The sequence below is a fragment of the Glycomyces sp. NPDC021274 genome, assembly GCF_040641195.1.
Taxonomy (GTDB): Bacteria; Actinomycetota; Actinomycetes; order Mycobacteriales; family Micromonosporaceae; genus Glycomyces.
In genome coordinates this window covers 649,924-674,280 of sequence record NZ_JBFADC010000003.1, presented here as the reverse complement: position 1 = coordinate 674,280, position 24,357 = coordinate 649,924, and the positions used below count along the sequence as shown (strand labels likewise).

The following is a 24,357-nucleotide window of genomic DNA, read 5'->3' as shown; positions in this document are numbered from 1 at the left end:
CCGGAATACGCCCGGGTTACACAGCACGTGGATGGTTGAGCATGAGCGACTACGGTTATCGTCCCGCCCCGCCCCCAGAGGACGGCAGGCCCCAGGGCCGCGGCGGACGACCGGACGGCCGCGCCTACGGCAACGGCGGCTCCGGGGACCGCCAGGGCGATTACGGCTGGGGCGGGCAGCAGCAGGGCGGCGGCCAGGGCCAGGCGCCCCGGCCGCGCCAGCAGCCGTACGGCACTCCCGCCTCCGGCAGCGCGTCTGTCGGCGGCGGCGCCGCCGGCCGCGGCGCCGTCCCGCCGCGCGGCTCCGCCTCGGTCGGCCGCCCCACCGGTTCGGCCTCCGTCGGCGGCGCCTCCGGCAGCGCCTCGGTCGGCGGTCAGCCCGGCACCGGCCGCACCGGCCGCGCGAGCGTCGGTTCGGCTTCCGTCGGCTCCGCTTCGGTGGGATCGGCCTCAGTGGGATCCGCCTCTGTCGGTTCGGCCTCGGTCCGGCCCGTGAGCCCCGCCGGCCCCGGCGAGCGGACCGGCCGCGCCAGCGTCGCCGGCGCCCGCCGCGCGGGCAAGGGCCCGAAGGACAGGAGCGACCTCGAAGGCGAAGGCGGCAAGAAGAAGCGCAAGCGCATCGGCCGCAAGATGCTCGCCGCGATGATCGCGCTCGGCGTCCTCTTCGTGACCGGCGTCACCATCGTCGGCTCCTACTTCTTCGTCACCGCCCCGGACCCGGGCAGCATCTCCCGCGCGGGCGAGTCGACCAGCTTCAACTTCGCGGACGGGACCCAGGCGGGCGGCTTCGGCGAGACACTGCGCCTGCAGGCCGAGGACAAGGACATCCCCGAGATCGTGAAGAAAGCCCTCGTCGCGACCGAGGACCGCAAGTTCTACGACCACAGCGGTGTCGACTTCGCCGGCACCATGCGCGCAGTCGTCAACAACGTGTCCGGCGGCGAGACGCAGGGCGCCTCGACCATCACCCAGCAGTACGCGGGCATGGTCATGGCCATCCGCAACGAGATCTCCTACGACCGCAAGGCCAAAGAAGCGGCCATGGCGTTCAAGATGGAGCAGGAGTACTCCAAGGACCAGATCATCTCGGCCTACCTCAACCTGGCCTGGTACGGACGCGGCGCCACCGGGATCGAGGCCGCGGCCAAGGTCTACTTCAACAAGGCCCTCCAGGACCTCACTCCTGGCGAGGCGGCATACATCGTCATGCAGGTCAAGTCCCCCGACGGCACCTACGACCCGTATTACGGCGAGGGCAACGGCGACGTGTTCGACCCGGAGGCCACCCAGGCCCGCTGGGACTACTCGATGAACGCCATGGTCGAGGAGGGCTACCTCTCTCAGGAGGAGCGCGACGCCGAAGAGCTGCCCGTACCGACCAACGACTTCAACTCCGCCGGCTCGTGGGGCGGCAACAGCAACGTCGGCTTCATCATCAACGAACTCGACGGCTACGTCTTCGACGAGCTCCTGAGCCGGTACAACCTCACCAAGGAGGAGCTGTACGGCGGCAAGGAGGGGACGGGCGGGTACACGGTCACCCTCACGATCGACCCGACGATCCAGGACCAGCTCGCCCTCACCGGCTCGCGCGGCGAGATCAAGGTGAAGAAGAACGACAAGGGCGAGTACCTCAACGAGGCCGGCGAGGTCGTCCAGAGCATCGAAGAGGCGGAGAAGGAGCTCACCGAAGAGGGCTACGCCCAGTTCGTGGACGACAACGACGAGGCAGCGCTGAAGGAGTACGAGGAGTACATGATGACGGCCATGGTCGCCATCGATCCCGAGACCGGCGCGATCGTCGGCTACTACGGCGGTGACAACGGCTTCGGCGTCGACAAGGCCGGACCCGAGTCGCCGCACCCGTCGTCCTCGACGTTCAAGATGATCACCGCCGCCACCGCCCTCTCCGAGGGCGACTCGATCGACTCCTGGTTCAACGCGGACTCGCCGCGCAAGTTCGACAGCCTCACCGACGACGAGGCCGAGACCTGCATCGGCGGCGGGGAGTATCCGGACTGCACCCTGCGCAACGGCACCCAGCGGAAAGACCTCGAATTGACGCTCACCGACGCGGTGCGCGACTCGAAGAACACCCCGATGTACACGATCGCCGAGCAGTACGGCGCCAGCACCATCCTGGACTACGCCGACAAGATGGGCCTGAGCATGATGAACCAGGCCCGCACGCTCGAAGACTCCTCCGGCAAGACGTGGGACGGCCGCAGCGTCAACTACCAGTTCCACGACGACGAGACCTACTCCCAGCACGGCCAGGCGGTCGACGCCGAGGGCAACCCGGTGACCGACGCCTCCGGCAACTGGGACGCGATGGCGCCAGTGCAGGTCGACGAGGACTGCAACCCGATCGTGAACACCGACGGGGAGTTCCTCGTCACCGAGGACAATGAGCCGGTGTACTGCAAGATCGGCGAGAAGGGCGAGACCGATCCCTTCTACAACCACATCTCGTTCGGCCAGTACCCGACGAGCGTGCGCGACATGGCCTCCGTCTACGCCACCATCGCCAACGACGGCGTCTACAACGAGTCGCACTTCGTCGCCTCCGTCACCGACAACGAGGGCAACCCGGTCCCCGAGGTCCGCGACCTCGAAACCGAGCAGGCCATCAGCGAGGACGTGGCGCGGGACCTGCAGTGGGTCGGCTCGGAGATCGGCGGCGAGTCCGAAACCGACAAGCTCCCCCGCGACTACTTCGGCAAGACCGGTACCTGGGAGGCCAGCTGCGACGAGTGCGAGTCCGGCTGGAACGCCCACGCCTGGTACGTCGGTGCGATCCCGCAGCTCTCGATCGCCACGTGGGTCGGCAACGTGACCTCCGAATCCATGCCGATCGCCGACCCCGACGGCAACAAGAGCACCGTGTTCGGCTCCAACACCGCCTACCCGGTCTGGTTCAAGGCCATGAGCCGAATCCTCGACGAGACCGGGTGGGACGAGAAGTCCTGGGAGGGCAAGGCCAACGCCGGCAACGAGACCTACTGGGACATCGAAGCCGCCGGGGCCAACGAGGGCGGTGAGTTCTGCGCCGCCAAGCCCGACAACGAGTTGTGCGCCGGCCAGCAGGAGGAGGAGGAAGAGCCCGAATGCGAGGACGGCGAAGGCGGCAACAACGGCGGCGGGAACGGCGAGGAGTGCGAGACCACTCCTGAAGAGGGCACCTCGCCGACCGAGGGCCCGTCGGAGACCCCCACCGGTGAAGACGAGTGCGACGGGTTCTTCCCGCCCCCAAGCTGCACTGAGGAGCCCAGCACACCGGAGGAAGGCTCACCCACTCCGGAAGACGGCTCGGAAGACGGCGGCCGCGGCGACTGATCGCGTGAACGCGACGAACCACCGATAGCGCCAGGACGGCGGCATGGGCCACAATAGGGCCCATGCCGCCGTCTTTCACTGAGCAACCGCGTCCGAACGAGCGCCCCTCGGTCGCCCCCACCCTCACCGACCGCCTCGCCCGCTTCGCCTCCGGCCTGATCGGCGGCCCCTTCGGCGACCACGCCGTCGACCCGCCCCGCCGCCGCTACTGGACCCCCGTGCGGGTCGTCCTCCTCACCGGACTCATCGCGTTCGTGATCAGCTGGCTGCAGAAGTACCCGTGCGCAGCGGGCGGCTGGACCGACTGGTCCCAGTACACGAACGCCTGCTACACCGACATCCGCGCGCTGTGGGGCGTCAGAGAACTCAGCGAAGGCGCGATCCCCTACCGTGACCACCCGGTCGAATACCCGGTACTGACCGGCTGGTTCATGGGCGTCCTGGGGCAGATCGCCTTCCGCGCCGGCAACGTCTTCGGCACCGACGGCGGCCCGATCTTCTACCACCTCAACGCGATCGTCCTTTTCATCTGCGGCGCCGCCGCCATCGCCATCCTGCACAAGATCCGCGAGGACAACCGCCGCACCGACCTCCCCGGTCCGAACCCGGACCCGGCGCTCGTCAACTCCCGGCCCTCGAGGCCCTGGGACGCGATGATGCTCGCCGCCGCGCCCATCGTCCTCGTCACCGCCACGGTCAACTGGGACCTGTTCGCCATCGCCCTGTCGATGCCGTTCTTCCTGTACTGGCAGCGCAGCCGCCCGATCATGGCCGGGCTGTTCCTCGGCCTCGCCGTCGCCGCGAAGTTCTACGCGCTCCTGTTCATCGGCCCGCTGCTCATCCTCGCGCTGCGCCAGCGCAAGCTCCTGCCCGCGCTGCAGGCCACCGCGACCGCCGCCGTCGTGTGGGCCGTGATCAACGCGCCCGTCGCCTACTTCTGGCGCGACTCGTGGCTGCGGTTCTTCGAGCTCAACTCCGAGCGCCCCGTCGACTGGGGCACCGGCTGGTACGTCCTGCGCGGCATCACCGGCTGGGAGAAACTCTGGGACCACGAGTACGTCAACGACCTCTACCTGGTGCTGTTCGCCGCGTCCTGCGTCGGGATCGCCCTGCTCGGGCTGTTCGCCGGCCGCCGGCCCGGCGCGCCCGGACTGCGCGGCATCGCCACGGCCGACGACCTCATGCCGCGCCTCGCGCAGCTGTGCTTCCTCGTCGTGGCCGCGTTCCTGCTCTTCGGCAAGGTCTGGTCGCAGCAGTACGTGCTGTGGCTCCTGCCGCTCGCGGTCCTCGCCCGCCCCAAGTGGGGCGCGTTCCTGCTCTGGCAGGCCGCCGAGCTGTTCTACTTCATCGCGTTCTACGGCAAGATGCTGCAGGTCTCCGCCGAGGAGGAGGGCCGGGGCATCCCCGAGTTCCTGTTCCTCACCGCCGCCGCGTCACGCTGGATCATGGTCGCGGTGATGTGCGCCCTCATCGTGCAGGAGGTGCTCATTCCGCGTCTGGACTCGGTGCGAGGCCTTCGGCCTCGGCCCAGGCCCGCAGCTGCGACTCCGCTTCCTCGCGAGGCATCGGACCCCGCTCCAGCCGCAGCTCCTTGAGGAACGCCCACGCCCGGCCCACCTGCGGGCCGGGCTCGAGGCCCAGCAGCTCCATGATCGCGTTGCCGTCGAGGTCCGGGCGCACCGCGCGCAGGTCCTCGTCGGCGCGGATGCGCGCGATCCGGTCCTCGAACGCGTCGTAGTCGCGGCGCAGCCGCTCGGCCTTGCGGCGGTTGCGGGTCGTGCAGTCCGACCGCACCAAGAGGTGCAGCCGGTCGAGCTGCGGCCCTGCGTCGGTGACGTACCGGCGCACGGCCGAGTCGGTCCAGCCGGCGTCGCCGTAGCCGTAGAAGCGCAGGTGCAGGGAGATGAGCAGCGAGACGGCCTGCACGTCGGCCTTCGGGAACTTGAGTTCGCGCATGCGGCGGCGCGCCAGGCGGGCCCCGGCCACATCGTGGTGGTGGAAGGTGACGCCGCCGCCCGGGACGACGTCCTTCGTCTCGGGTTTGCCGATGTCGTGGAGCAGGGCGGCGAGCCGCAGCAGCAGGTCCGGGCCGTCCTGTTCGAGCGCGATCGCGTTGCGCAGCACCTGCAGCGAGTGCTCGTAGACGTCCTTGTGCTGGGCGTGCTCGTCGATCTCCATGCGCAGCGCCGGAAGTTCGGGCAGGAAGTGCTCGGCCAGGCCCGTGTCGACCAGGATGCGCAGGCCCACCACCGGGTCGGGGGCGCTCAAGAGTTTCACGAACTCGTCGCGGACGCGCTCGGCGGTGATCCGCCCGAGCTCGGGCGCCATGCGCCGCATCGCGTCCAGCGTCTCAGGGTCGATCCCGAACCCGAGCTGCGCGGCGAACCGCGCCGCCCGCAGCATCCGCAGCGGGTCGTCCGCGAACGACGACTCCGGCGACGCCGGCGTCCGGATCGTCTGCCGGGCGATGTCGTGAAGGCCCCCGAACGGGTCCGTGAACTCGTGGCCCGGCACCGCGACCGCCATCGCGTTCACGGTGAAGTCGCGCCGCTCCAGATCGTCGACGAGGTTGTCCCCGTACCGGACGACCGGATTGCGGCTGACCCGGTCGTACGCGTCAGCGCGGAAGGTCGTGACCTCGACCTGCTCGCCCCGGAACAACCCCCCGATCGTCCCGAAGTCCGCCCCCGTCGTCCACACCGTCGAGCAGTGCGCCCGCAGGATCGCCTCCGTCGACTCCGGACGGGCGTCCGTCGTGAAATCGAGGTCGCTCACCCTCCGGCGCAGCACCGCATCCCGGACCGGGCCGCCGACCAGATGCAGCTCGAAGCCGCCGTCCGCGAACACCCGACCCAGTTCATCGGCTATGGGCGGGACCGTGATTTCCTTACCGCTACTGTTGTCAGACATCGCCGGGCAAGCTTAGCGGAGAGTGCGAGAATGGCCGAACCTAGCGCGAGACCGGGCCCCGGGCACTCGCCGACTGGGCCCGTCCGAGGACCCCATGGCAGCCCTCACGGCAACCCTCCGAACGCGTACCCCCCGCCGGGCCCCCAGACCGGCAACGGCTACACCCCCATCGGCGCACCCGTCCCCCCACCGGTGACATCGAAGCCCCAGGGCAAGAACGTGGTCCGCTCCAGCCTCCTCATGGGCGCGGGCTCCCTCGTCTCACGCGTCACCGGGTTCGGCCGCACCGTCGTCATCTCCGCCGCGATCGGCGCCGGGCTCCTCGGCAACTCCTACACGACCGCGCAGTACTTCCCGCAGATGATCTACGAGCTCGTCCTCGGCGGCGTGTTCGCGAGCATCATCATGCCGCTGTTCGTCAAAGCCCACAAGAACGACCCCGACGGCGGCGACGCCTTCGCCCAGCGCCTCCTCACCCTCGCCGCCCTCGTCCTCGGCGGCGCCGCGATCCTCGTCACCGCCTGCGCCCCGATCATCTCCCTGTTCATGGCGAGCCCGGACCAGCGGGACCTCGTCACCGAGTTCTCCTATTACATGCTGCCGGCCCTGCTCCTCTACGGGCTGTTCGCGATCCTCTCCGGTGTCCTCAACTCCCGCGAGCACTTCGGCGCGCCCATGTGGGTGCCGATCATCAACAACCTCGTCGTCATCACCGTCGGCGCGGTCTTCTACGTGGTCTACACGCGCGATGCGGCACCCGCCACCCCCGGCGGCCCCCTGTTCGACAGCGCCGACCAGGTCACCAGCGGCATGATCCTGCTGCTCGGTGCGGGCACGACCGCCGGCGTCGTCATCCAGGTGCTGTGCCTCGCCCCGGCCCTGCGCAAGGCCGGGTTCCGCTGGCGGCTGCGCTTCGACTTCAAGCGGCTCCCGCTCGGCGACATCCGCCGCCTGGCCGCCTGGACGCTCCTGTTCGTGGCCGCCAACCAGATCGCGGTCATGGCCGTCATCAAGGTCGCCAACCTCGCCGCCGACCAGCAGGAACGCAACGGTCCGTTCGTGCCCGGCGTCACCGTCTACAACAACGCGTACCTGATGATGATGATGGCGCACGGCATCGTCGCGGTCTCCGTCATCACCGCGCTCATGCCCCGCATGACCCGCGCCGCCGACGACCGCCGCTGGCCCGAGCTGGCCGGCCACCTCTCTTCCGGCATCCGGCTCGCCTCGTTCCTGCTGGTGCCGATCGCGGCGGCGTTCATCGCGCTGCACGAGCCGATCGGCCTGATGATCTTCCAGTGGGGCGCGTACACGCCCGCCGAGGCCCTCGCCACCGGCGAGGTGCTGCTCATGGCCGGGATCGTGCTGCTGCCGTTCTCCATCAGCCAGTTGCAGATCTACGCGTTCTACGCGCAGACCGACACGCGCACGGTGGCCATGTTCAACCTGCCGGTGATCGCGATCCGCATCGGCGGGTACCTCCTCGCGTTCGCGTTCCTGCCCGCCCAGTGGGTCGTGGTCGGACTGTTCGCCTCCAACGGCGTCTCGTACCTGGTGAGCCTGCTGCTCTCGATGAGCTTGCTGCGCAAGCGGATCGGGCTGCTCGACATGCGCAAGACCGCGAACGGCCTGGTCCGCACGGGTGCGGCGGCCGCGATCGCGGGCGCGGTCGCGTACGGCGGGTGGCTGCTGTGGCCCGATCTGCCGGCCGACGGCGGCCTCGCGAAACTGGGGCAATTCGCCTCGTCGATCGTCCTCGGACTGCTCCTGCTGGGCGTGTACTTCGCGGCCTGCCTGGTATTCCGCGTCACTGAGACGGCGTCGCTCCAGGCAACGGTGCGCGCAAAGCTGCGACGATGAGGCAAGTACGATCCATACGTGCACGCTGGCCGGATCCCGCAGAGCCACTTGGACCGCACCATGACCGAACCGGCCCACAAAGGCCCCGGCCGGGACCCCCTCGCGGGGTCGCGTTGAGAGGGGAGGACCCCGCATCATGACCACCGCCGAAGTGCCGTCCGTGGGCGACCTGCTCGCCGAGCGGTACCGCCTCGAAGAGCACGTCGGAGGCGCGAACGGCTACCGCCAGCTGTGGCGGGGCGTCGACGTCCTGCTCCACCGCTCCGTAGCGGTCGTGCTCCGCTCCCCCGGCGGCGAAGACGCCGCCCCCACCATGACCGCCGCCGTCGCCGCCTCGCGCGCGCACGTCGACTCGATGGTCGACGTGTACGACGCGGTCGACGAAGGGCGCTTCGCCTACGTCGTCCGCGAATGGGTCAACGGCTCCTCGCTGCGCGGTGTGCTGGAGAAGCAGACCCTGGAGAGCGCCCACGCGCTCGAACTGGTCGCCTCCGTCGCCGACGCCGTCGCGGCCCTCCACGAAGGCGGCGTCACCCACGCCGACCTGCACCCGGGCACGATCCTCCTCTCCGAGGACGACCGCGTCATGGTCACCGAGCCGCGCAATGAACCCGGCAACACCCAGGTCGAGGACGTGCGGGCCCTCGGCGCGACGCTCTACGCCTGCCTGACCGGGACGTGGCCGCGGGTCGTCCCCGCCGAGAACACCGGCCTCGCCGACGCCGCCCACGACGAATGGGGCCGCGTCCTCGACGTCGACAAGGTCGTCCCCGGCCTGCCCGCCGCGCTCACCAAGCTCACCGCCGACCTGCTCGACCACGCGCAGACGCCGCCGTCCGCGGCGGAACTCGCGGTCGACCTGCGCCGCCTCGCCGAGACCGGCGGCGCCGAACCGGCCGCCGCCGCGGCCGCGACGCCCACGAGCGTCCTCGGCGCGATCAGCCTGGGCCGGCTGGGCGGCGGCGGCTCGGCCGACTCGCCTCCCGCCGGGATGAAGCGCCTCGCAGTGGTCGCGGCCGTCATCGCCGCGGTCATCTTCGCGGGCGTGGTCACCAGCGCCGTCGTCTTCGGCGACGACGACGACCCGGCCGGAGCCGAGCCCCAGGTCACCGGTGAGGACACCGGGGCCGACACGTCGGACGCCGCCGGCGAGACCCCGGCGACCGCCGCGCCCACCGAGGTCGCGCTCACGGCCGACTCGATCCGCGTGGTCGACCCGCCGGACGGGGACCGCGACCAGACCGAGGGCGTCGAGAACGTCGTCGACGACAACGCCTCCACCGGCTGGACCACGAACACGTACCGCGGCGACGCCAACTTCGGGAACCTCAAGCCGGGCATGGGCATCCTCATCGACCTCGGCGAGGAGCGGGAGGTCGCGTCCGTGCGGGTCCAGATGACCAGTGCCGGTGCGACGGTGGGGCTGCTCGGCGGCGCCGAGGACCCCGGTGACTCCAGCGAGGGCGACCAGGCGATCGTGGACGGCTTCTCCGTCCTGGCCGAGCAGGTCCCGGACGCGGACACCAACATCGAGTTGAAGGCCAGCGGCGAAACGGTCCGCTACATCGTCGTGTGGGTGACCGAACTGCCGACGGTCTCCGACGGCTACAAGCTCACCATCAGCGACATCAACGTCTTCGCCCGGTAGCGGACCGGTCATGCCCGCCCCTCTCCCGCACGGCCGGGACCCGGTCGGACCGGGCCCCGCCCCCGATCTGGCCGGCGCGACCGACGCCGACCTGCTGCGCCGCCACGTGGCCGGCGAGCGGGAGGCGTTCGGCGAGCTGTTCCGCCGCCACCGCGGCCGGCTGTGGGCGGTCGCGGTGCGCACGTTGGGCGATCCGGAGGACGCCGCGGAGGCGGTGCAGGACGCGATGATCAAGGCCTACCAGGGCGCCGGGGGCTTCCGCGGCGGCGCCGCGGTGACCACCTGGCTGCACCGGATCGTGGTGAACGCCTGCCTCGACCGCATCCGCGCTTCGGGGCGGCGCCCCACGGTGCCCCTCGCCGACGACGACGCGCTCGCGCTGCCCACCACGGACACCGCCCACGACCCGTCGCAGGTCGCGCTCCGCCTGGCCGTGCACCGGGCGCTCGCGGAACTGCCATTCGACCAGCGGGCGGTCCTCGTGTACGTCGACATGCTCGGCTACCCGGTCGAGGAGGTCGCCGCGATCCTCAAGGTGCGCCCCGGCACGGTGAAGTCGCGGGCGTCGCGGGCGCGGAAGCGCCTGGCCGCGCGGCTCCCGGAGTTCGATCCGGCCGTCGATCACAGCGCCCTGGGCGGCGTGCGCGACGACACGTCCTTGGACGGCGATGCCGCGGCCGCGGCCGGGAACCCCCCGCGGCAGCAGGGCGTCGAACCAGGAGCGACATATCAGCACGGTCGCAACCAGCACGGTCGAGAGGAGGGGAGCCCATGAGCCCGCAGCGCCCGAACGACGCCGAGAGCGTCGAGGCCGACGTGAGCCGCAAGCTGCGGCAGGCGTCCAGCGGCTACGGCGACCTTCCCGACGAGGTCGGGGACCGCCTCGACCGCGTCCTCGACGCCCTCCCCCCGGCCGACACGCTGCGCGCGGGCGGACGAGAGCGCCCGCTCGAGACCTGGGCGGACCGGTGGGCGGAACGCTTGCGGCCCAAGCGGGTCCGGTACGCGATCGCCAGTGCGGCCGCGGCGGTGCTCGTCACCGTCGGCGGTGTCGCCACCGCGATCCAGTTGACCTACGGCGATGCGGACCAGGAGAGCGGCGCTTCGCAGGTCCTCGCCGAGGACCAGAACGAGCGCGACAACGAAGAGGGCGCACCCGACGCGGCCGAGTCGCCGCTGCCCGGGGCCGAGTCCGATGAGACGCAGAGCGAGTCCGGCGCCGACAGCTTCTCCGGGATCGCGATCTTCACGTCCGGGACCGACTACGCCGAGGACACCGACCTGGTCGCGGTCATGCACGAGCTCAGCGCCGGCGGCTTCAGCGGCGAGGCCCCGCCCGAGCTGGTCGACCTGGCCGTGGGCGGCGACTTCTGGCAGCGCTGCGAAGACGCCATCGCGGCGCACTACCCCGGCCTGCTCGTGGCGGTCGACTTCGCACACTACGAGTCGCAGCCGGCGATCATGGCGCTCCTGACCGGCGACGACGGCGACACCGCGGTGGCCTTGACCCCGGCCTGCGCCGAGGGCGTCATCGAACCGCTCGCCGAGCAGCCCTGACCTTCGGGCAGCACAGACGTCCAAGGCCTGATCGCACCTCAGCCGGTGGCCATTTCGCGGCCGGCGTACGGGTGAGGTTGCCCACCTTCGGGATATTCGCCTGTCACAAGCCCGCCACAGCTCCCGGGGGCGGAATTTCGGGTCAATAAGATGGCGTTGAAGCAGTCAGTTCAGGGAGCCGTCCCTGGAGCGCCGAACCATCACAGGAGCGAACCCGGTGAGCGATATCCGCGACGTCATCATCATCGGCTCGGGCCCCGCCGGCTACACCGCCGCGCTGTACACCGCCCGCGCCGATCTGCACCCGCTCGTGTTCGAGGGCTTCCAGTTCGGCGGCGCGCTCATGCAGACCACCGAGGTCGAGAACTACCCGGGCTTCCCCGAGGGCATCATGGGCCCCGAGCTCATGGACTCCTGGCGCAAGCAGGCCGAGCGCTTCGGCGCCGAGCTCGTCTCGGACGACGTCACCCGCGTCGACCTCACCGGCGAGATCAAGAAGGTCTGGGTCGAGGACCGCGAGTACCAGGCCCGGGCCGTGATCCTCGCGACCGGTTCGGCGTTCCGCCCGCTCAACGTGCCCGGCGAGAACGAGCTCATGGGCCGCGGCGTCTCCGCGTGCGCCACCTGCGACGGCTTCTTCTTCCGCGACCAGCACATCGCGGTCGTCGGCGGCGGCGACACGGCGATGGAGGAGGCCACGTTCCTCACCAAGTTCGCCTCCAAGGTCACCATCATTCACCGCCGCGACGAGTTCCGCGCCTCCAAGGTGATGGCCGAGCGCGCCCTGGCGAACCCGAAGATCGAGGTCGCCTGGAACTCCGCGGTCACCCAGGTCAACGGCACTGACGGCAAGGTCTCGAGCGTCGACCTGGTCGACACCGTGACCGGTACGGCCCGGAACCTGCCCGCGACGGGCCTGTTCATCGCGATCGGCCACGACCCGCGCTCGGAGCTGTTCAAGGGGCAGGTCGAGCTCGACGAGTCCGGCTACGTGAAGGTGGCCGCCCCTTCGACCCGCACGAACATCGAAGGCGTGTTCGCCGCCGGCGACCTCGTCGACCACACCTACCAGCAGGCGGTCACCGCCGCCGGCACCGGTTGCGCGGCCGCGCTCGACGCCGAGCGCTACCTCACTTCCCTCAACGACTGATCCCGCTCTCTCACCGACACACAGGAGGATGCCCATGGGCGCCATCAAAGCAGTTAACGGCCAGGCCGAGTTCCAGGCCGAGGTGCTGGACGCCGACAAGCCGGTGCTCGTCGACTTCTGGGCCGAATGGTGCGGGCCTTGCAAGAAGGTCGCCCCCGTCCTCGAGGAGCTCGCGGCCGAGACCGACGCCTTCGAGATCCGCAAGCTCGACACGGACGCGAACCCGGAGATCACCCGCGAGTACCAGGTCATGAGCGTCCCGACGATGATCCTGTTCGAGGGCGGCAAGCCCGCGAAGCAGCTCATCGGCGCCCAGCCCAAGGCGGCCATCCGCAAGTTCCTGGGCCAGTAGTCCCATAGCGCGAAGGGCGCGACGCCATCGGCGTCGCGCCCTCCGCCATGTCCGAACCGGACTGGACGAAGCGTCTCAGTCGAAGAGTTCGCCGCCGCGCTGCGTCCCCGGGCGGTCGATCCGCGAGCGCCCGCCGGTCGTGGGCTCGCCGAAGAACTGCTCCAGCTCGATGTCGTCGAGTTTGAACCACTCCACCGAGTCGGTGAACACCGACGACTCCTCCGCCTCCACGCTCCGGTCGAGCGCCGAGCGCAGCTCCAGGCGCAGCCGCGGGTAGCGCGGGTCGCTGCGCACGGTCTTGAAGCCCACCGAGCGGTAGAAGTCCGCCGGGACCAGGCACGCGCGCGCCTCGCCGCGGGCGTCGCCGAACGTCTCGATCGCGTAGATCCCCCGCCGCGCCACATCGGCCGCCACGGTCTGCACCAGCTGGCGCCCCAGGCCGGTGCCCGCGTAGGTCGGGTGCACGAACGCGGTCATGAGGAGCGCCGCGTCCGGCGAGACCGGCCCTGACGGGAACTCCATCGAGCGCGGCACGAACTTCGGCGACGCGTAGGTGACGTACCCGGCCACGTCATCGCCTTCGTAGGCGATCCGGCCGCAGCCGCCCCATTCGAGCAGCGTGTGCGAGAGCCACGCCTCCTTCTCGAGGGCGGGTTCGCCCACGTCGCGGGCCGCCTCCGCGCACAGGGGTGAGAGCTCCCAGAACACGCAGGCGCGGCAACGCCCCGGAATCGCTTCCAGGGAGTCGAGTGTGAGGTTGACCATGCGCCGATGCACCCGTCCAGCCTACGTCGACCGGGCGTCCACATGACGGAAAACACGCGGGGCCTTCGCTCCACGTGCTAGTAGAGTGGGTCGATCACGTACCAGGTCCCGTACGCTGGTCGGAACAGCGTTTCGGCCCCCGCGGGTCAACCGCGGACGGTGGCCGGACGTGTCCATACGAGATCCCGCGCGAGCGGCGCCGTCAGAGGCTTCCACTCCTGAGCGACACCGCCGCACCGACCCGCGACCACGGATCGCGGGCGACGAGGACCATCAGAGGAGGTCTCCGCGTGTCCGGTACAACACTCGACGATTACACCGGTCGCTACGCATCCCGGGTTCACGGGATGGCACAGTCGGAGATCCGCGCACTGTTCTCGGTCGCATCGCGCCCCGAGGTCGTCTCCCTCGCCGGAGGGAACCCGTACACCGCCGCGCTCCCCATGGACGAGCTCGGCGAGATGTTCACCCGCCTCCTCTCCCAGGTCGGCGCCGAAGCGCTCGGCTACTGCCCCGGCCAGGGCAGCGTCGCGCTCCGCGAGGCGCTCTGCGGGGTCCTGGAGCTCTCGGGCATCCGCGCCTCGGCCGACGACCTCGTCCTCACCACCGGCGCCCAGCAGGGCCTCGACCTGCTCGCCCGCACCTTCCTCGACCCGGGCGACATCGTCCTCGCCGAAGGCCCGACCTACGTCGGCGCGCTCGGCGCGTTCCAGGCCGCGCAGGCCGACGTCCGGCACCTGCCGATGGACGACGACGGGCTCATCCCCGCCGGCCTCGAAGAGGGTCTCGCCGCGCTCGCCCGCGAAGGGCGCCAGGCGAAGTTCCTGTACACGATCCCGACCTACCAGAACCCGGCCGGCGTCACCCTCACCGAGGAGCGCCGCGAAGAGATCCTTCAGATCGCTGAGCGCCACGGCCTCCTCGTCATCGAGGACGACCCGTACTCGATGATCAACTTCGACGGCGCCCCGCCGGCGCCGCTGCGCGCCCGCGCCGAACGCGGCGTCATCTACCTCGGCACGATCTCCAAGATCTTCGCCGCGGGCCTGCGCCTCGGCTGGGTCCTCGCGCCGCCCGCGGTGCGCGACAAGCTGCTGCTGGCGATCGAGGCCTCGATCCTGTGCCCGTCCGGGCTCACGCAGGAGGCCACGCTCCGCTTCCTCACCGAGATGGAATGGCGCCAGCAGGTGAAGGTCTTCAACACGCTCTACCGGGACCGGCGCGACGCGCTGCTCGGCGCGCTCGGCGACTACATGCCCGAGGGCATGACCTGGACCGTGCCGGGCGGCGGCCTGTTCATCTGGGCCACGCTCCCCGAAGGGCTCGACTCGAAGGCGATGCTGCCGCGGGCGCTGCAAGAGCGCGTGGCGTACGTCCCGGGCACCGGTTTCTACGCTGACGGCAACGGCCGCAGGGAGATGCGCTTGAACTTCTCGACCCAGACCTCCGAGACCATCCGCGAAGGCGTGCGCCGCCTCGCCGGGGTGGTCGCCGGCGACATCGACCTGCGCGACACCTTCGCCGGAGGCGCCGCATGAAGGAGAGCGCCGCAGCCTCGGACATCCGGGTCCTCATCCTCGCCGGAGGCATGTCCTACGAGCACGAGGTCTCACTGAAGTCGGGCCGCCGGGCCGCCGACGCCCTGCAGCGCCAGGGCTTCGTCTGCGATGTGCGGGACCTCGACATCGAGCTGCTGCCCGCGCTCCAGGAGTTCCCGCCCGACGTGGTGCTGCCGCTCGTGCACGGCTCCCCCGGCGAGGACGGCTCGCTGCAGGCGGTGCTGGAGCTCTCCGGCATCCCGATCGTGGGCACGGGCTCCGTGGGAGCCCGCCGCGCGTGGAACAAGATCACCGCCAAGGACCTCCTCCGCACCGCCGGGATTCCGACCCCGGACTGGACGGTCATGCCGCGCCAGGCGTTCTCCGACTTCGGGGCGCGCAAGCTCCTCGACCGGATCGCCGCGAAGATGGGCCTGCCGCTGGTCGTCAAGCCCAACTCCGGCGGCTCGGGTCTCGGCGTGCACGCCGTGCACAAGGAGGACGACTTCCCGTCCGCGATGATGGGCTGCTTCTCCTACAGCGACGAGGCGCTCATCGAGACGTTCATCGAGGGCCGTGACATCGCGGTCGGCGTGATCGACCTCGGCGACGGCCCCACGGCCCTGCCGCCGGTGGAGATCGCGCCGCTCCACGGCGACTACGACTACGCCGCGCGGTACAACCCGGGCGCGACCCGGTGGACGGTGCCGGCCGCCATGAGCGAGCCCGTGGCCGACCGCGTCGCGGAGCTGGCGGTCCAGGTCCACCGGACCCTCGGACTCGGCGACATGTCCCGCATCGACATGATCGTGGACGACGCGGGCGGCATCCAGGTGCTCGAGGCGAACGTCGCCCCCGGCACCACCGAGACGTCCCTGCTGCCGATGGCGATCAAAGCCGCCGACCGCGACTTCGGCGAGACGCTGGCGACCATGGTCCGCCAAGCCCTCGCCCGCTCCTAGTCTCACGAACGACCCGAGGGTGTCGATGTTTCACGTGAAACATCGACACCCTCGAAGACTTTGTTCCAAAGCCACAAATCCTGATATTCCCGATTTATCCCCCTTAAGGGACCCCTGGCATCAAAAATACTCGCGGGGTCCGACGAAAACGGGGGCCGAATCCTCACCCGATCGGGCGGTCCACACTCACGTTCGGGCCTCACGTCAGTCGTCGGTGAGCCAGGCCGCGATGTACTCCAGGTTCATCTGCCACTCGTGCTCCTCCACCGGCGGCAGGATCTCGTCCCACATCGTCATGAACGGCCCCCGCAACTGGAGGTAGCCGTGCGGGCGGGCCAGGAACCACTGCTGGAGATGCGCGGTGCCGTCGCCCCAGCGGTTGACGTGGACCTGCGCGACCGATTCGAGCGACCGGATCGCCCGCTCGAGCCGCACCGTCAGCACACCGAGCTCGGCCGCGTGCATCGTTGAGAGGTCCCCGAGGTCGAGGTGGGCGCGCGGCTCCAGGATCACCACCACGGGCAGCCCGCTGGGCGCTGGCGGGCTCTTGAGGCGCCACCGCTCGTTGGACCAGAGGTAGGCGGAGTCGGGCGTGTGGCAGGCGGCGCACTGCTCTTGGCGGTCGCCGCGTCGCGGCGGCTCGGCGTCGACCGGTTCCTGCAGGGGTTTGATGCGCAGCTCGCCTTCGAACGGAAAGGCGGGCCAGTCGACGAACGGGGGCAGGGTCGGGCGCACGCCGCTCGCATGCGGATTCAAGTTGGGCTTGGAATTCGGGCCGGGGGTACTCGCAGATGCCACCATCGAAAAATACCGCATGAATGCGAGACTGGAAACCACCGGAATCGACCTTTTGGCAGATTTCCACGAGGTTACGCGGCGTGGCGCAGGGTCGACACCCGATAGTGGACCGACATGTAGGCGGCGAACCAGGGCAATCATCGACAGAATACGGTTTTCGGGGCCGATAGTGACGTGCGCCCATATGGCGGGAAGGGACTGTCGGTCGGGTGGGTCGGTAGGGCAAGCTGGAAGGCGTGCAAGCAACAGTTACTGACAGCTCCACGCCGGAGGCGTCGCCCGTTTCGGGCGGCGACATCGCCGTGTTCGTGGACCCCCCGGTGACTGCCGCGCTCGTTGACGAACTCAGCCATCTCTGGGTGAGAGTGACGAACGCCGGCGGTTCCGTCGGGTTCGTTCCGCCGGTCAACATCGACGAGGTTCGCCCTCACACCGTTTCCATTCTCGCGCGAGTGATCGACCAGACTGACACGCTGGTCGCTCTAAAGGAAGGAGCCGCCATTGTCGCTTGGTGTGTTCTCACATCAAACGACAGCCCGCCGCGCCAGGGCTGGCGGACCATCCGCCATGTTCAGGTCGACCCCTCCCGACAGGGTGGCGGTCTCGGTGGCAAACTCCTGGCGGCAGTCGATCAGGTCGCACGCGAAGAGCTGAAGCTGGAGGCGCTGAGCCTCAAGGTCCGCTCGGGCACGGGCGCCGACGCCTTCTATCGGCGGCACGGCTTCACCGAAGTCGGACGCCTGCCGCGCGCGGTGCGCATGGCGGACAACGACTACCGGGACGACATCATCATGTGGCGGGAGCTCTCCTAGCGGAGCGCGCGGCCTTCCCGCGGAGGGCCGCCCACCACGCCGCTCCAGAACAAGCGGCAGCACCAGACGAATAGGCAAAGTAAAAGCCGGGGCGATGTTTCACGTGAAACATCGCCCCGGCTACTTGTCTGCTGTCACTCCAACGAGTGAGGCGACACGCCCGAATCCTGTCGGACCCCCCGCGTATTTTTGATGCCAGGGGTCCCTTAGAGGGGATAAATCGGGAATATCCGCTTTCATGTTCTCGCCCTTGCGATTCGGGCCGCTATTTGATACCGACCGTTTCGCTGAGCTACTTGATGCCGATTTGCTCGACGATGCGGTCGAGGTCGGCGAGTGAACCGAACTCGATGGTGATCTTGCCTTTCTTGCGGCCCCAGGAGATCGCCACCTGCGTCTCGAAGTGGTCCGAGAGGCGCTCCTTCAGATCCTCGAGCCCCGGTGCCTTGATGCGGTCCTTGGCGCCTCGCGACGAGGGGCTGCGGGGCTCGTCGAGTTCCGGCTTCTCCTCCAGGCGGTTCGCCGTCACGAGCTCCTCGGTGCTGCGCACCGACAGTCCCTCGCTGATGATCCGCTCGGCGATGTGCTCCTGCGAGTCCGCGCTGTCGAGACCGAGCAGCGCCCGCGCGTGGCCGGCGGTGAGGACACCCGCGGCGACCTTCGTCTGCACCGTCGGCGGGAGGCCGAGGAGGCGGATCATGTTCGAGATCTGGGGGCGGCTGCGGCCGATCTTCTTCGACAGCTCTTCTTGCGTCACGTTGAACTCTTCGAGGAGCTGGGCGTAGGCCGCGCCCTCTTCGAGCGGGTTCAGCTGCACCCGGTGGATGTTCTCCAGGAGCGCCTCGCGGAGGAGTTCCTCATCGGCCGTGCGGCGGACGATGGCCGGGATCGTCTCCCAGCCGAGAGCGGTCGCCGCACGGAGGCGGCGTTCGCCCATGACGAGTTCGAAGCGGGCGCCGTCCTCGCGGGGCTCTTCGGCGGTGCGCTCGCGCACTGCGATCGGCTGGAGCATCCCGACCTCGGTAAGGGAGGTCTGGAGCTCGAGCAGGTGCTCGTCGTCGAAGAACTGCCGCGGCTGCTTCGGGTTGGTGCCGATGTCCCCGATCGGGATCAGCTGGAAGCTCGCCCCGGGAACGGGGACGAGTTCCGGACCGTCCGATGTTTCACGTGAAACATCCGCCTGATCCCGAGCCGATGTTTCACGTGAAACATCGCCCTTGGTTTTACTACTCAGCCTGGGGGCCGCCTGCCGGGGCGCCGCGACCGAAGCGGGAGCCTCGTCGGCTTCCTCCTCCTCGGTCGTCGTGGTCTCGGCCAGACCGGTCGGGATGAGCGCCCCGAGTCCACGACCGAGCCCTCCGCGTTTCGCCGCAGCCATCGACTAGTTCCCGCCCTTCTGGTTCTTGCCTCGCCGGGAGAGCTTCGCGCCGCGGCGCGCGATCTCCTCGGCCGCTTCGAAATAGCTCGTCGCGCCCCGCGAGCCGGGGTCGTACGTCATGATCGACTGCCCGTACCCGGGAGCCTCCGAGACCCGCACGCTGCGCGGCACGACCGCGTCGAGCACGATCTCGCTGAAGTGCCCGCGCACTTCCTGCTCCACCTGGTCGGCGAGCTTGGTCCGCTTGTCGTACATCGTCAGCAGTATCGTCGAGACGCGCAGGCGCGCGTTCAGGTGCGCCTTGATCAGCTCGATGTTCCGCAGGAGCTGGCCCAGACCCTCGAGCGCGTAGTACTCGCACTGGATCGGGATCAAGACCTCCTCGGCGGCCACGAGCGCGTTGACGGTGAGCAACCCGAGCGACGGCGGGCAGTCGATGAAGATGTAGTCGAGCTCCCCGCTGAATGTCTCGATGCTCTTCTCAAGGCGCCCTTCACGAGCGACCACGTTGACGAGTTCGACCTCGGCGCCGGCGAGGTCGATGGTCGCCGGGATGCAGTAGAGCGACGGGATGCCGTCGACGGGCACGGCGATCTCATCGAGCGACATGCCTTCGACGACGGCCTCGTAGACGCTCGGCGTGCCCGCGCCGTGCTCGACGCCGAGACCGGTGGAGGCGTTCCCCTGCGGGTCGAGGTCCACGACCATCACGCGGTTCCCGTGCAGCGCCAAGGCGACCGCGAGGTTCACGGTGCTGGTGGTCTTGCCGACGCCGCCTTTCTGGTTGGCGACGGCGAAGACGCGGCGGCGCGGCGGCCGCGGCATCGTCACACTGCCCGAAGGGTTGAGCACCCGCACGGCCCGCTGCGCCTCGCGCGCGAGCGGCAGGTCGTCGTCGAGCGACGGGTCTTTCGCTTCCGGCACCGGCTGCTGCGGCACGGTCTCGGCTTTGGTGCGGCCGTTCTTCGCCGCCTCGTCCGGCGCCAGATGCCGTCCCGAACGTCCTCGCTGCGATGTGGATCTGCGCATCCCGTCCCGCTCCCCCCCGTTGTCAGAACGCATGGTGCCCGTCGGCGAGGGCGGCGAACCGCCGTCCGCACCGGACTCCATCGTCACCGATTCTGGCCCACCTTGGCCGAAGGCCGGGGCTGCGCCACCCGGCGCCGGGGAAGTTTCTCGATAGCGGTGCCGCCGAGTCGGGGGTGCCTCCTCGCTCACGGCCGCATCGAGGAGGTTCTTGATGCGCCGTTCGGCCGGGGTATCGCCGCCAAGGGAGCTCTGGTGTTCACGATCTTCAGAAGGAAGGGGGTCCCGCACGTTCACCGCCACAGACTACGGGCCGGATGTTTCACGTGAAACATGACCCTGCTCGGAGAAGCTTACGAGCCATACACTATCCGAACGCTGCGCAGTCCGCCGAGCGCAAAGCGTGGAAACCACAACGACGGATGCCGCGATGATCGTCTCATCACGGCATCCGTTGCACTACTTGGGTATTCGATTATCTCTGCGAGGAATTGTGTTGCGGGCCTTGGTCAGCGGATCCGTTCGATCTTCACCACGGTTGCTGGAATGGTGAACTCGTCCTGCTCTGACAGTTTGGACTCGCCGCACGTGAGGATCGCGGCCTTGCCGCCGCCGGCCCGCTTGATGAGGCCCCCGCTCTCGGTCACTTCGAGGGACGCGCCCTGGCCTTTGATGGCCAGCATCGCGCCGCCCACCTTCGCCAGTGGCAGGCACCAGCCGACCAGTTTCGCCAGGGGCGCCACCGCACGGGACACGACGATGTCCGCCCGCCCCTTCGGATCGACTTCGGCGGCACGGGCCCGCAGGACTTCCACGTTCTCGATGCCGAGCGCGTCGATCACCTCGTGGAGGAAGTCCACGCGGCGCTGCATCGGCTCAACCAGGGTGACCCACAGGTCCGGCCGCGCGATGGCGAGCGGAATCCCCGGCAGTCCCCCGCCTGACCCGACGTCGAGGACGTCGGCCTTCTCCGGGATCAGCTCCTCGACCACGGCGCTGCTCAGCACGTGCCGTGCCCACAACCGCGGCACCTCCCGCGGCCCGATGAGGCCGCGTTCGATCCCGATGGTCGACAGCAGGCCCACATAGGCCTCGGCCAAGGCGATGCGATCGTCGGCAGTTGCAGGGTCTCCGGCTCCGAACACAGAGGCCAATGTTTCACGTGAAACATTGGCCTCGGCGGATTCGGAGCCCGTCGGCTCCTCAGTCATGTCGTCCTACTCAGTCCTATTCCGGCTTCACGACGACCCGGCGGCGCGGCTCGGCGCCCTCCGACTCGCTCTGGACGCCGTCGGTCGCGTTGATGACGTCGTGGACGCACTTGCGCTCGAAGGCGCTCATCGGGTCCAGCTTGACCACTTCGCCGGACTCGATGACCTTCTTGGCGGTCTTCTCGGCCAGTTCCGCGAGCTTCTTGCGACGCCCGGCGCGGTAGCCCCCGATGTCGAGCATCAGGCGCGAGTGGTCGCCGGTCTTGCGGTACACCGCAAGGCGGGCCAGTTCCTGCAGCGCCTCGAGCGTCTGACCCTTCGGGCCGACGAGGCCGCTGAGGTCTTCACCGACGATCTCGACCTGAGGACGGTCGCCGACCACCAGTTCGTCGATGTCCCCGTCGAGGTCGAGGATGTCGAGCAGGCCTTCCAAATAGTCGGCCGCCACTTCGCTCTGCTCAAACAGGTCGTCCTCGGAGGCCACCTCGTCCTCCCGCACCGTTGCTCCCATAATCGTCAACTCGTCCTATCGCTAGTTATAAGCCTAGTTTGCACCATTGTGGCTGATCCGGCGGCGCCTGCGCAGCCGTGGACCGTCCCCCTCTAGCCTTTTTTCTTCTTAGAGGCCTGCTGCGCGCCGCTGACCTTCTTGGCCCGTGCGATGCGCTCCGCCCGTGAGAGGTTCTTGCCCGCGCCGGGGCCGCCCTTGGCCTCGGGCTTCGGCGGCTCGGAACCGTTGGCGTCAGTGACGCTCTCCGGCTTCTTCGGGCTGCTCGGCTTGGCCTTCGCTCCGGGCTTCGGCTTCGAGCCGGGCTTCGGGGCGAGCTCCTTGCGGCGCTGCTCGGCCTCGCGCTGCTCCTCGAGCATCTTCTCGTGGGCCTTCGAGCCGGGCTTGGGCGGCTTCGTCGCGGAGTTCTGCGCCGGCGGCGGGTACTTGTGCAGCACGTACTGCTGCTGCGCGAGCGAGAACAGGTTGTTCACGGTCCAGTAGATGACCACGCCGATCGGGAAGGCGCCGGCGGAGAAGATCATGATGACGGGGATGCCGTAGAGCATCACCTTCTGGATCATCCGCTGGTTCGGGTCCTCGTTCCAGCCGGTCTTCAGGATCATCTGACGCGTGGTCAGGTAGGTCGTGAGGATCATCGTCGCGCCGAGGATGCCCGCCACGAGCTTGACGTCGAGCGCCGAGGAGCCCACCTTCTCGAGCTCGCTGCCCGGGGTGAGGAAGGTGCTCCAGAACGGGGCGCCGAAGAGCTTCGCGTGGACGTAGGAGTTCCAGTCCGACAGCGGGCCCGCGTCGATGCCGCTCCAGCCGTAGGAGTCGGTGAACTTCTGCTGGGTCGGGTCGGGGCGGCGCAGGACGTGGAACAGCGCCAGGAAGACCGGCATCTGGATGAGGATGGGAAGGCAGCCCATGAGCGGGTTGGCCTTCTCCTTGCGGTACAGCTCCATCATCTCTTTTTGGAGCGTCTCGCGGTCACCCTTGTAGCGCTCCTGGAGCGCCTTGATCTCGGGGGCGAGCTTCTGCATCGCGCGCTGCGACTGGATCTGCTTCACGAAGAGCGGGAAGAGGATGATCCGGAGGGTGAGCACGACGCCGATGATGGCGAGGACCCAGGCCCAGTCGGTGTCGAGGAATCCGTTGTCGCTGCCGAAGACCTTCGTCCAGAGGTCATGCCATCGCAGCAGTACCCAGGACACGCCGTCGTAGGCCCACTCCATCACTTGCGGACTCCAGTCTGCTCAGTCTTCGAATGCACATCAAGGTCATGCCGTGGGGGTACGGGGTCATGACCCCCAGGATGAAAGGGGTGGCACCGTCCCAGCCGTCGCAGGCTCAACCATATGCCACGTACGACTCCGTGCTGGGACAGCGCCTCAAGGGTATATGCGCTGCAACTGGGGTAGAAGCGGCAGCGGGCGGGTAGCGCGGGGCTTATCCACCGACGGTACGCGATGACCGGGGCCGCTACCACTCGCACCGCGCGGCCGCCGCCACTGCGGGAAGGGGTGTCGGCCAGGCCCGGGGTGGGGGTCGGCGCGGCCGCGGCGTGCGTCATGGCGTGCTCCGGCGCTCGCGCGCACGGCCGGCACGGGCGGCTTGCACGGCCTCGGCGAGGTCCCGCTGCAGCTGGGCGAAGTCGCGTTCGGCGGCGCGCGGGGTGGCGCGCACGACGACGTCGGTCCCGGGGGGCCAGTGCGGCAGTTCGGCGGCGACGGCGTGCCGGAGGCGGCGCTTCACCTTGTTGCGCGCCACGGCGTTGCCCACGGCCTTGGAGACGACGAAACCCGCCCGCGCCGTGCGGTTCGCATCGGCGGCGGGCGGTGTCGGCGGCTGGGCCGCGGTGTCTTCGGTCGGAGCGGTCAGAGGTGCCCAGTGCACGACGACGCCGCCGCGGGCGGCGCGGCGGCCTCGCTTGAGCGCCGAACCGAAGTCCTGGCTGCGGCGAATGCGCGCGTCGGCTGGAAGCACTTGGATCACGTCCTCATCGAGGCCCCTTGAGCCTGCAAGGGACCGGGAGGCAAGCGCTCAGACGGTCAGCTGCTTGCGACCCTTGTTGCGGCGCGCGTTGATGATGGCGCGGCCGGCACGGGTCCGCATGCGCAGCCGGAAGCCGTGGGTGCGGTGGCGACGGCGGTTGTTCGGCTGGTAGGTGCGCTTGCTCACGACGGATGTCTCCCATAACGAATAAGTTGCTGCTGCGCCAGGCCTCGGGCCCAGCCCCTCATCGGGGCTACGGGGACGCGGAGAACAGCCTAGCAGGGCATTCATGCGCCGCCCGCGCCGCGGACGGCGGGTGTGGCACGCCCCTCTGATTCCAGAGGGCAACTCGCTCATGTTACTCGCCGCGGCCGGTCGGTCGCCACCGCGGGTGGTCGGCTGGGGGACGCGGCGCGTGTTCACCCACGGTCCTCTGCGCAGGCGCCGCCCGCGCCGGACCCGCGCCTGTGCAGGAGCGCTGCGACCACTCCGAGCTGCCTGTGGATAACTTTGCGCGGATCGTGGACGACTTCCGTGTCACCCGAACGACTTCGTCAGCGAGCTCACAAG

The 24,357-nt window shown here is 69.3% G+C and carries 22 protein-coding genes; 11 read left to right on the top strand and 11 right to left on the bottom strand.

What is annotated here, in order from left to right:
* Window positions 1–41: 41 nt before the first annotated feature.
* Both AB0I03_RS10780 and AB0I03_RS10775 read left to right on the top strand, forming a co-directional pair.
* Window positions 42–3,335, top strand: a complete 3,294-nt coding sequence (locus AB0I03_RS10780) for a transglycosylase domain-containing protein (protein WP_360409875.1) — start codon at window positions 42–44, stop codon at window positions 3,333–3,335.
* Window positions 3,336–3,397: 62 nt separating this feature from the next.
* Window positions 3,398–4,930 carry a glycosyltransferase 87 family protein gene (locus AB0I03_RS10775; RefSeq protein ID WP_360409872.1) on the top strand — a complete coding sequence of 511 codons (1,533 nt, stop codon included), beginning with the start codon at window positions 3,398–3,400 and terminating at the stop codon, window positions 4,928–4,930.
* Here the strand turns inward: AB0I03_RS10775 and AB0I03_RS10770 are convergent.
* Window positions 4,821–6,245 carry a CCA tRNA nucleotidyltransferase gene (locus AB0I03_RS10770; protein WP_360409869.1) on the bottom strand — a complete coding sequence of 475 codons (1,425 nt, stop codon included), beginning with the start codon at window positions 6,243–6,245 and terminating at the stop codon, window positions 4,821–4,823. The genes AB0I03_RS10775 and AB0I03_RS10770 overlap by 110 nt on opposite strands.
* 192 nt (window positions 6,246–6,437) lie before the next feature.
* Between AB0I03_RS10770 and murJ the strand changes: the two genes are divergently transcribed.
* The 6 genes from murJ to trxA all read left to right on the top strand — a co-directional run bounded on the left by murJ (window position 6,438) and on the right by trxA (window position 12,812).
* Window positions 6,438–8,105 (top strand): murein biosynthesis integral membrane protein MurJ, encoded by a 1,668-nt coding sequence (murJ, locus tag AB0I03_RS10765; protein WP_360409866.1) that lies wholly within the window; start codon window positions 6,438–6,440, stop codon window positions 8,103–8,105.
* A 136-nt stretch (window positions 8,106–8,241) separates the two neighbouring features.
* Window positions 8,242–9,753 carry a protein kinase family protein gene (locus AB0I03_RS10760; RefSeq protein WP_360409863.1) on the top strand — a complete coding sequence of 504 codons (1,512 nt, stop codon included), beginning with the start codon at window positions 8,242–8,244 and terminating at the stop codon, window positions 9,751–9,753.
* A 10-nt stretch (window positions 9,754–9,763) separates the two neighbouring features.
* A complete protein-coding gene (gene sigM / locus AB0I03_RS10755; protein WP_360409860.1) occupies window positions 9,764–10,528 on the top strand; it encodes an RNA polymerase sigma factor SigM in 765 nt (254 codons plus the stop codon).
* Window positions 10,525–11,310 carry a hypothetical protein gene (locus tag AB0I03_RS10750; protein ID WP_360409857.1) on the top strand — a complete coding sequence of 262 codons (786 nt, stop codon included), beginning with the start codon at window positions 10,525–10,527 and terminating at the stop codon, window positions 11,308–11,310. Before sigM ends, AB0I03_RS10750 begins: the two co-directional genes overlap by 4 nt.
* A 217-nt stretch (window positions 11,311–11,527) precedes the next feature.
* Window positions 11,528–12,460, top strand: coding sequence for a thioredoxin-disulfide reductase (gene trxB / locus AB0I03_RS10745; protein ID WP_360409854.1), 933 nt, complete (start codon window positions 11,528–11,530; stop codon window positions 12,458–12,460).
* Between the two features lie 34 nt (window positions 12,461–12,494).
* Window positions 12,495–12,812, top strand: a complete 318-nt coding sequence (trxA, locus tag AB0I03_RS10740) for a thioredoxin (protein ID WP_360409852.1) — start codon at window positions 12,495–12,497, stop codon at window positions 12,810–12,812.
* Window positions 12,813–12,887: 75 nt separating this feature from the next.
* Here the strand turns inward: trxA and AB0I03_RS10735 are convergent, their stop codons facing one another.
* Entirely contained in the window at window positions 12,888–13,589 is a 702-nt protein-coding gene (locus tag AB0I03_RS10735) for a GNAT family N-acetyltransferase (RefSeq protein ID WP_360409849.1), read from the bottom strand.
* Window positions 13,590–13,867: 278 nt separating this feature from the next.
* Here AB0I03_RS10735 and AB0I03_RS10730 point away from each other — a divergent pair, with 278 nt between their 5' ends.
* On the top strand, window positions 13,868–15,115 hold the full coding sequence (locus tag AB0I03_RS10730; RefSeq protein WP_360409846.1) for a PLP-dependent aminotransferase family protein: 1,248 nt from the start codon (window positions 13,868–13,870) through the stop codon (window positions 15,113–15,115).
* Entirely contained in the window at window positions 15,112–16,077 is a 966-nt protein-coding gene (locus AB0I03_RS10725) for a D-alanine--D-alanine ligase (protein WP_360409843.1), read from the top strand. The genes AB0I03_RS10730 and AB0I03_RS10725 overlap by 4 nt, the downstream gene beginning before the upstream one ends.
* 204 nt (window positions 16,078–16,281) lie before the next feature.
* Here AB0I03_RS10725 and AB0I03_RS10720 read toward each other — a convergent pair whose 3' ends face one another.
* Window positions 16,282–16,812, bottom strand: a complete 531-nt coding sequence (locus AB0I03_RS10720; protein WP_289958871.1) for a hypothetical protein — start codon at window positions 16,810–16,812, stop codon at window positions 16,282–16,284.
* A gap of 299 nt (window positions 16,813–17,111) precedes the next feature.
* Here AB0I03_RS10720 and AB0I03_RS10715 point away from each other — a divergent pair, with 299 nt between their 5' ends.
* The gene (locus tag AB0I03_RS10715) at window positions 17,112–17,687 is read left to right on the top strand and encodes a GNAT family N-acetyltransferase (protein WP_360409840.1); all 576 of its coding nucleotides are present in this window, start codon (window positions 17,112–17,114) and stop codon (window positions 17,685–17,687) included.
* Between the two features lie 292 nt (window positions 17,688–17,979).
* Here the strand turns inward: AB0I03_RS10715 and AB0I03_RS10710 are convergent, their stop codons facing one another.
* The 8 genes from AB0I03_RS10710 to rpmH all read right to left on the bottom strand — a co-directional run bounded on the left by AB0I03_RS10710 (window position 17,980) and on the right by rpmH (window position 23,973).
* Window positions 17,980–19,065: a ParB/RepB/Spo0J family partition protein gene (locus AB0I03_RS10710; protein WP_360409837.1), complete on the bottom strand. Its 1,086-nt coding sequence runs from the start codon at window positions 19,063–19,065 to the stop codon at window positions 17,980–17,982.
* A 3-nt stretch (window positions 19,066–19,068) separates the two neighbouring features.
* Entirely contained in the window at window positions 19,069–20,094 is a 1,026-nt protein-coding gene (locus AB0I03_RS10705) for a ParA family protein (RefSeq protein ID WP_360409834.1), read from the bottom strand.
* 506 nt (window positions 20,095–20,600) lie between these two features.
* Window positions 20,601–21,302 (bottom strand): 16S rRNA (guanine(527)-N(7))-methyltransferase RsmG, encoded by a 702-nt coding sequence (gene rsmG, locus AB0I03_RS10700; protein ID WP_360409831.1) that lies wholly within the window; start codon window positions 21,300–21,302, stop codon window positions 20,601–20,603.
* 16 nt (window positions 21,303–21,318) lie between these two features.
* A complete protein-coding gene (locus AB0I03_RS10695) occupies window positions 21,319–21,813 on the bottom strand; it encodes a R3H domain-containing nucleic acid-binding protein (RefSeq protein WP_289958875.1) in 495 nt (164 codons plus the stop codon).
* Window positions 21,814–21,905: 92 nt separating this feature from the next.
* On the bottom strand, window positions 21,906–23,027 hold the full coding sequence (yidC, locus tag AB0I03_RS10690) for a membrane protein insertase YidC (protein WP_360409826.1): 1,122 nt from the start codon (window positions 23,025–23,027) through the stop codon (window positions 21,906–21,908).
* Window positions 23,027–23,281 (bottom strand): membrane protein insertion efficiency factor YidD, encoded by a 255-nt coding sequence (yidD, locus tag AB0I03_RS10685; RefSeq protein WP_360409987.1) that lies wholly within the window; start codon window positions 23,279–23,281, stop codon window positions 23,027–23,029. Before yidD ends, yidC begins: the two co-directional genes overlap by 1 nt.
* Window positions 23,282–23,361: 80 nt before the next feature.
* The gene (gene rnpA, locus AB0I03_RS10680) at window positions 23,362–23,778 is read right to left on the bottom strand and encodes a ribonuclease P protein component (protein WP_360409823.1); all 417 of its coding nucleotides are present in this window, start codon (window positions 23,776–23,778) and stop codon (window positions 23,362–23,364) included.
* Window positions 23,779–23,835: 57 nt separating this feature from the next.
* Window positions 23,836–23,973 (bottom strand): 50S ribosomal protein L34, encoded by a 138-nt coding sequence (gene rpmH, locus AB0I03_RS10675; protein WP_112137843.1) that lies wholly within the window; start codon window positions 23,971–23,973, stop codon window positions 23,836–23,838.
* Window positions 23,974–24,357 lie beyond the last annotated feature (384 nt).

Bases quoted from the DNA above. Each gene is read 5' to 3' on its own strand.
- AB0I03_RS10780 (WP_360409875.1), top strand. From the start codon at position 42: ATGAGCGACTACGGTTATCGTCCCGCCCCGCCCCCAGAGGACGGCAGG.
- AB0I03_RS10775 (WP_360409872.1), top strand. From the start codon at position 3,398: ATGCCGCCGTCTTTCACTGAGCAACCGCGTCCGAACGAGCGCCCCTCG.
- AB0I03_RS10770 (WP_360409869.1), bottom strand. From the start codon at position 6,245: ATGTCTGACAACAGTAGCGGTAAGGAAATCACGGTCCCGCCCATAGCC.
- AB0I03_RS10760 (WP_360409863.1), top strand. From the start codon at position 8,242: ATGACCACCGCCGAAGTGCCGTCCGTGGGCGACCTGCTCGCCGAGCGG.
- sigM (WP_360409860.1), top strand. From the start codon at position 9,764: ATGCCCGCCCCTCTCCCGCACGGCCGGGACCCGGTCGGACCGGGCCCC.
- AB0I03_RS10750 (WP_360409857.1), top strand. From the start codon at position 10,525: ATGAGCCCGCAGCGCCCGAACGACGCCGAGAGCGTCGAGGCCGACGTG.
- trxA (WP_360409852.1), top strand. From the start codon at position 12,495: ATGGGCGCCATCAAAGCAGTTAACGGCCAGGCCGAGTTCCAGGCCGAG.
- AB0I03_RS10725 (WP_360409843.1), top strand. From the start codon at position 15,112: ATGAAGGAGAGCGCCGCAGCCTCGGACATCCGGGTCCTCATCCTCGCC.
- AB0I03_RS10710 (WP_360409837.1), bottom strand. From the start codon at position 19,065: ATGGCTGCGGCGAAACGCGGAGGGCTCGGTCGTGGACTCGGGGCGCTC.
- AB0I03_RS10705 (WP_360409834.1), bottom strand. From the start codon at position 20,094: ATGCGCAGATCCACATCGCAGCGAGGACGTTCGGGACGGCATCTGGCG.
- rsmG (WP_360409831.1), bottom strand. From the start codon at position 21,302: ATGACTGAGGAGCCGACGGGCTCCGAATCCGCCGAGGCCAATGTTTCA.
- AB0I03_RS10695 (WP_289958875.1), bottom strand. From the start codon at position 21,813: ATGGGAGCAACGGTGCGGGAGGACGAGGTGGCCTCCGAGGACGACCTG.
- yidC (WP_360409826.1), bottom strand. From the start codon at position 23,027: ATGGAGTGGGCCTACGACGGCGTGTCCTGGGTACTGCTGCGATGGCAT.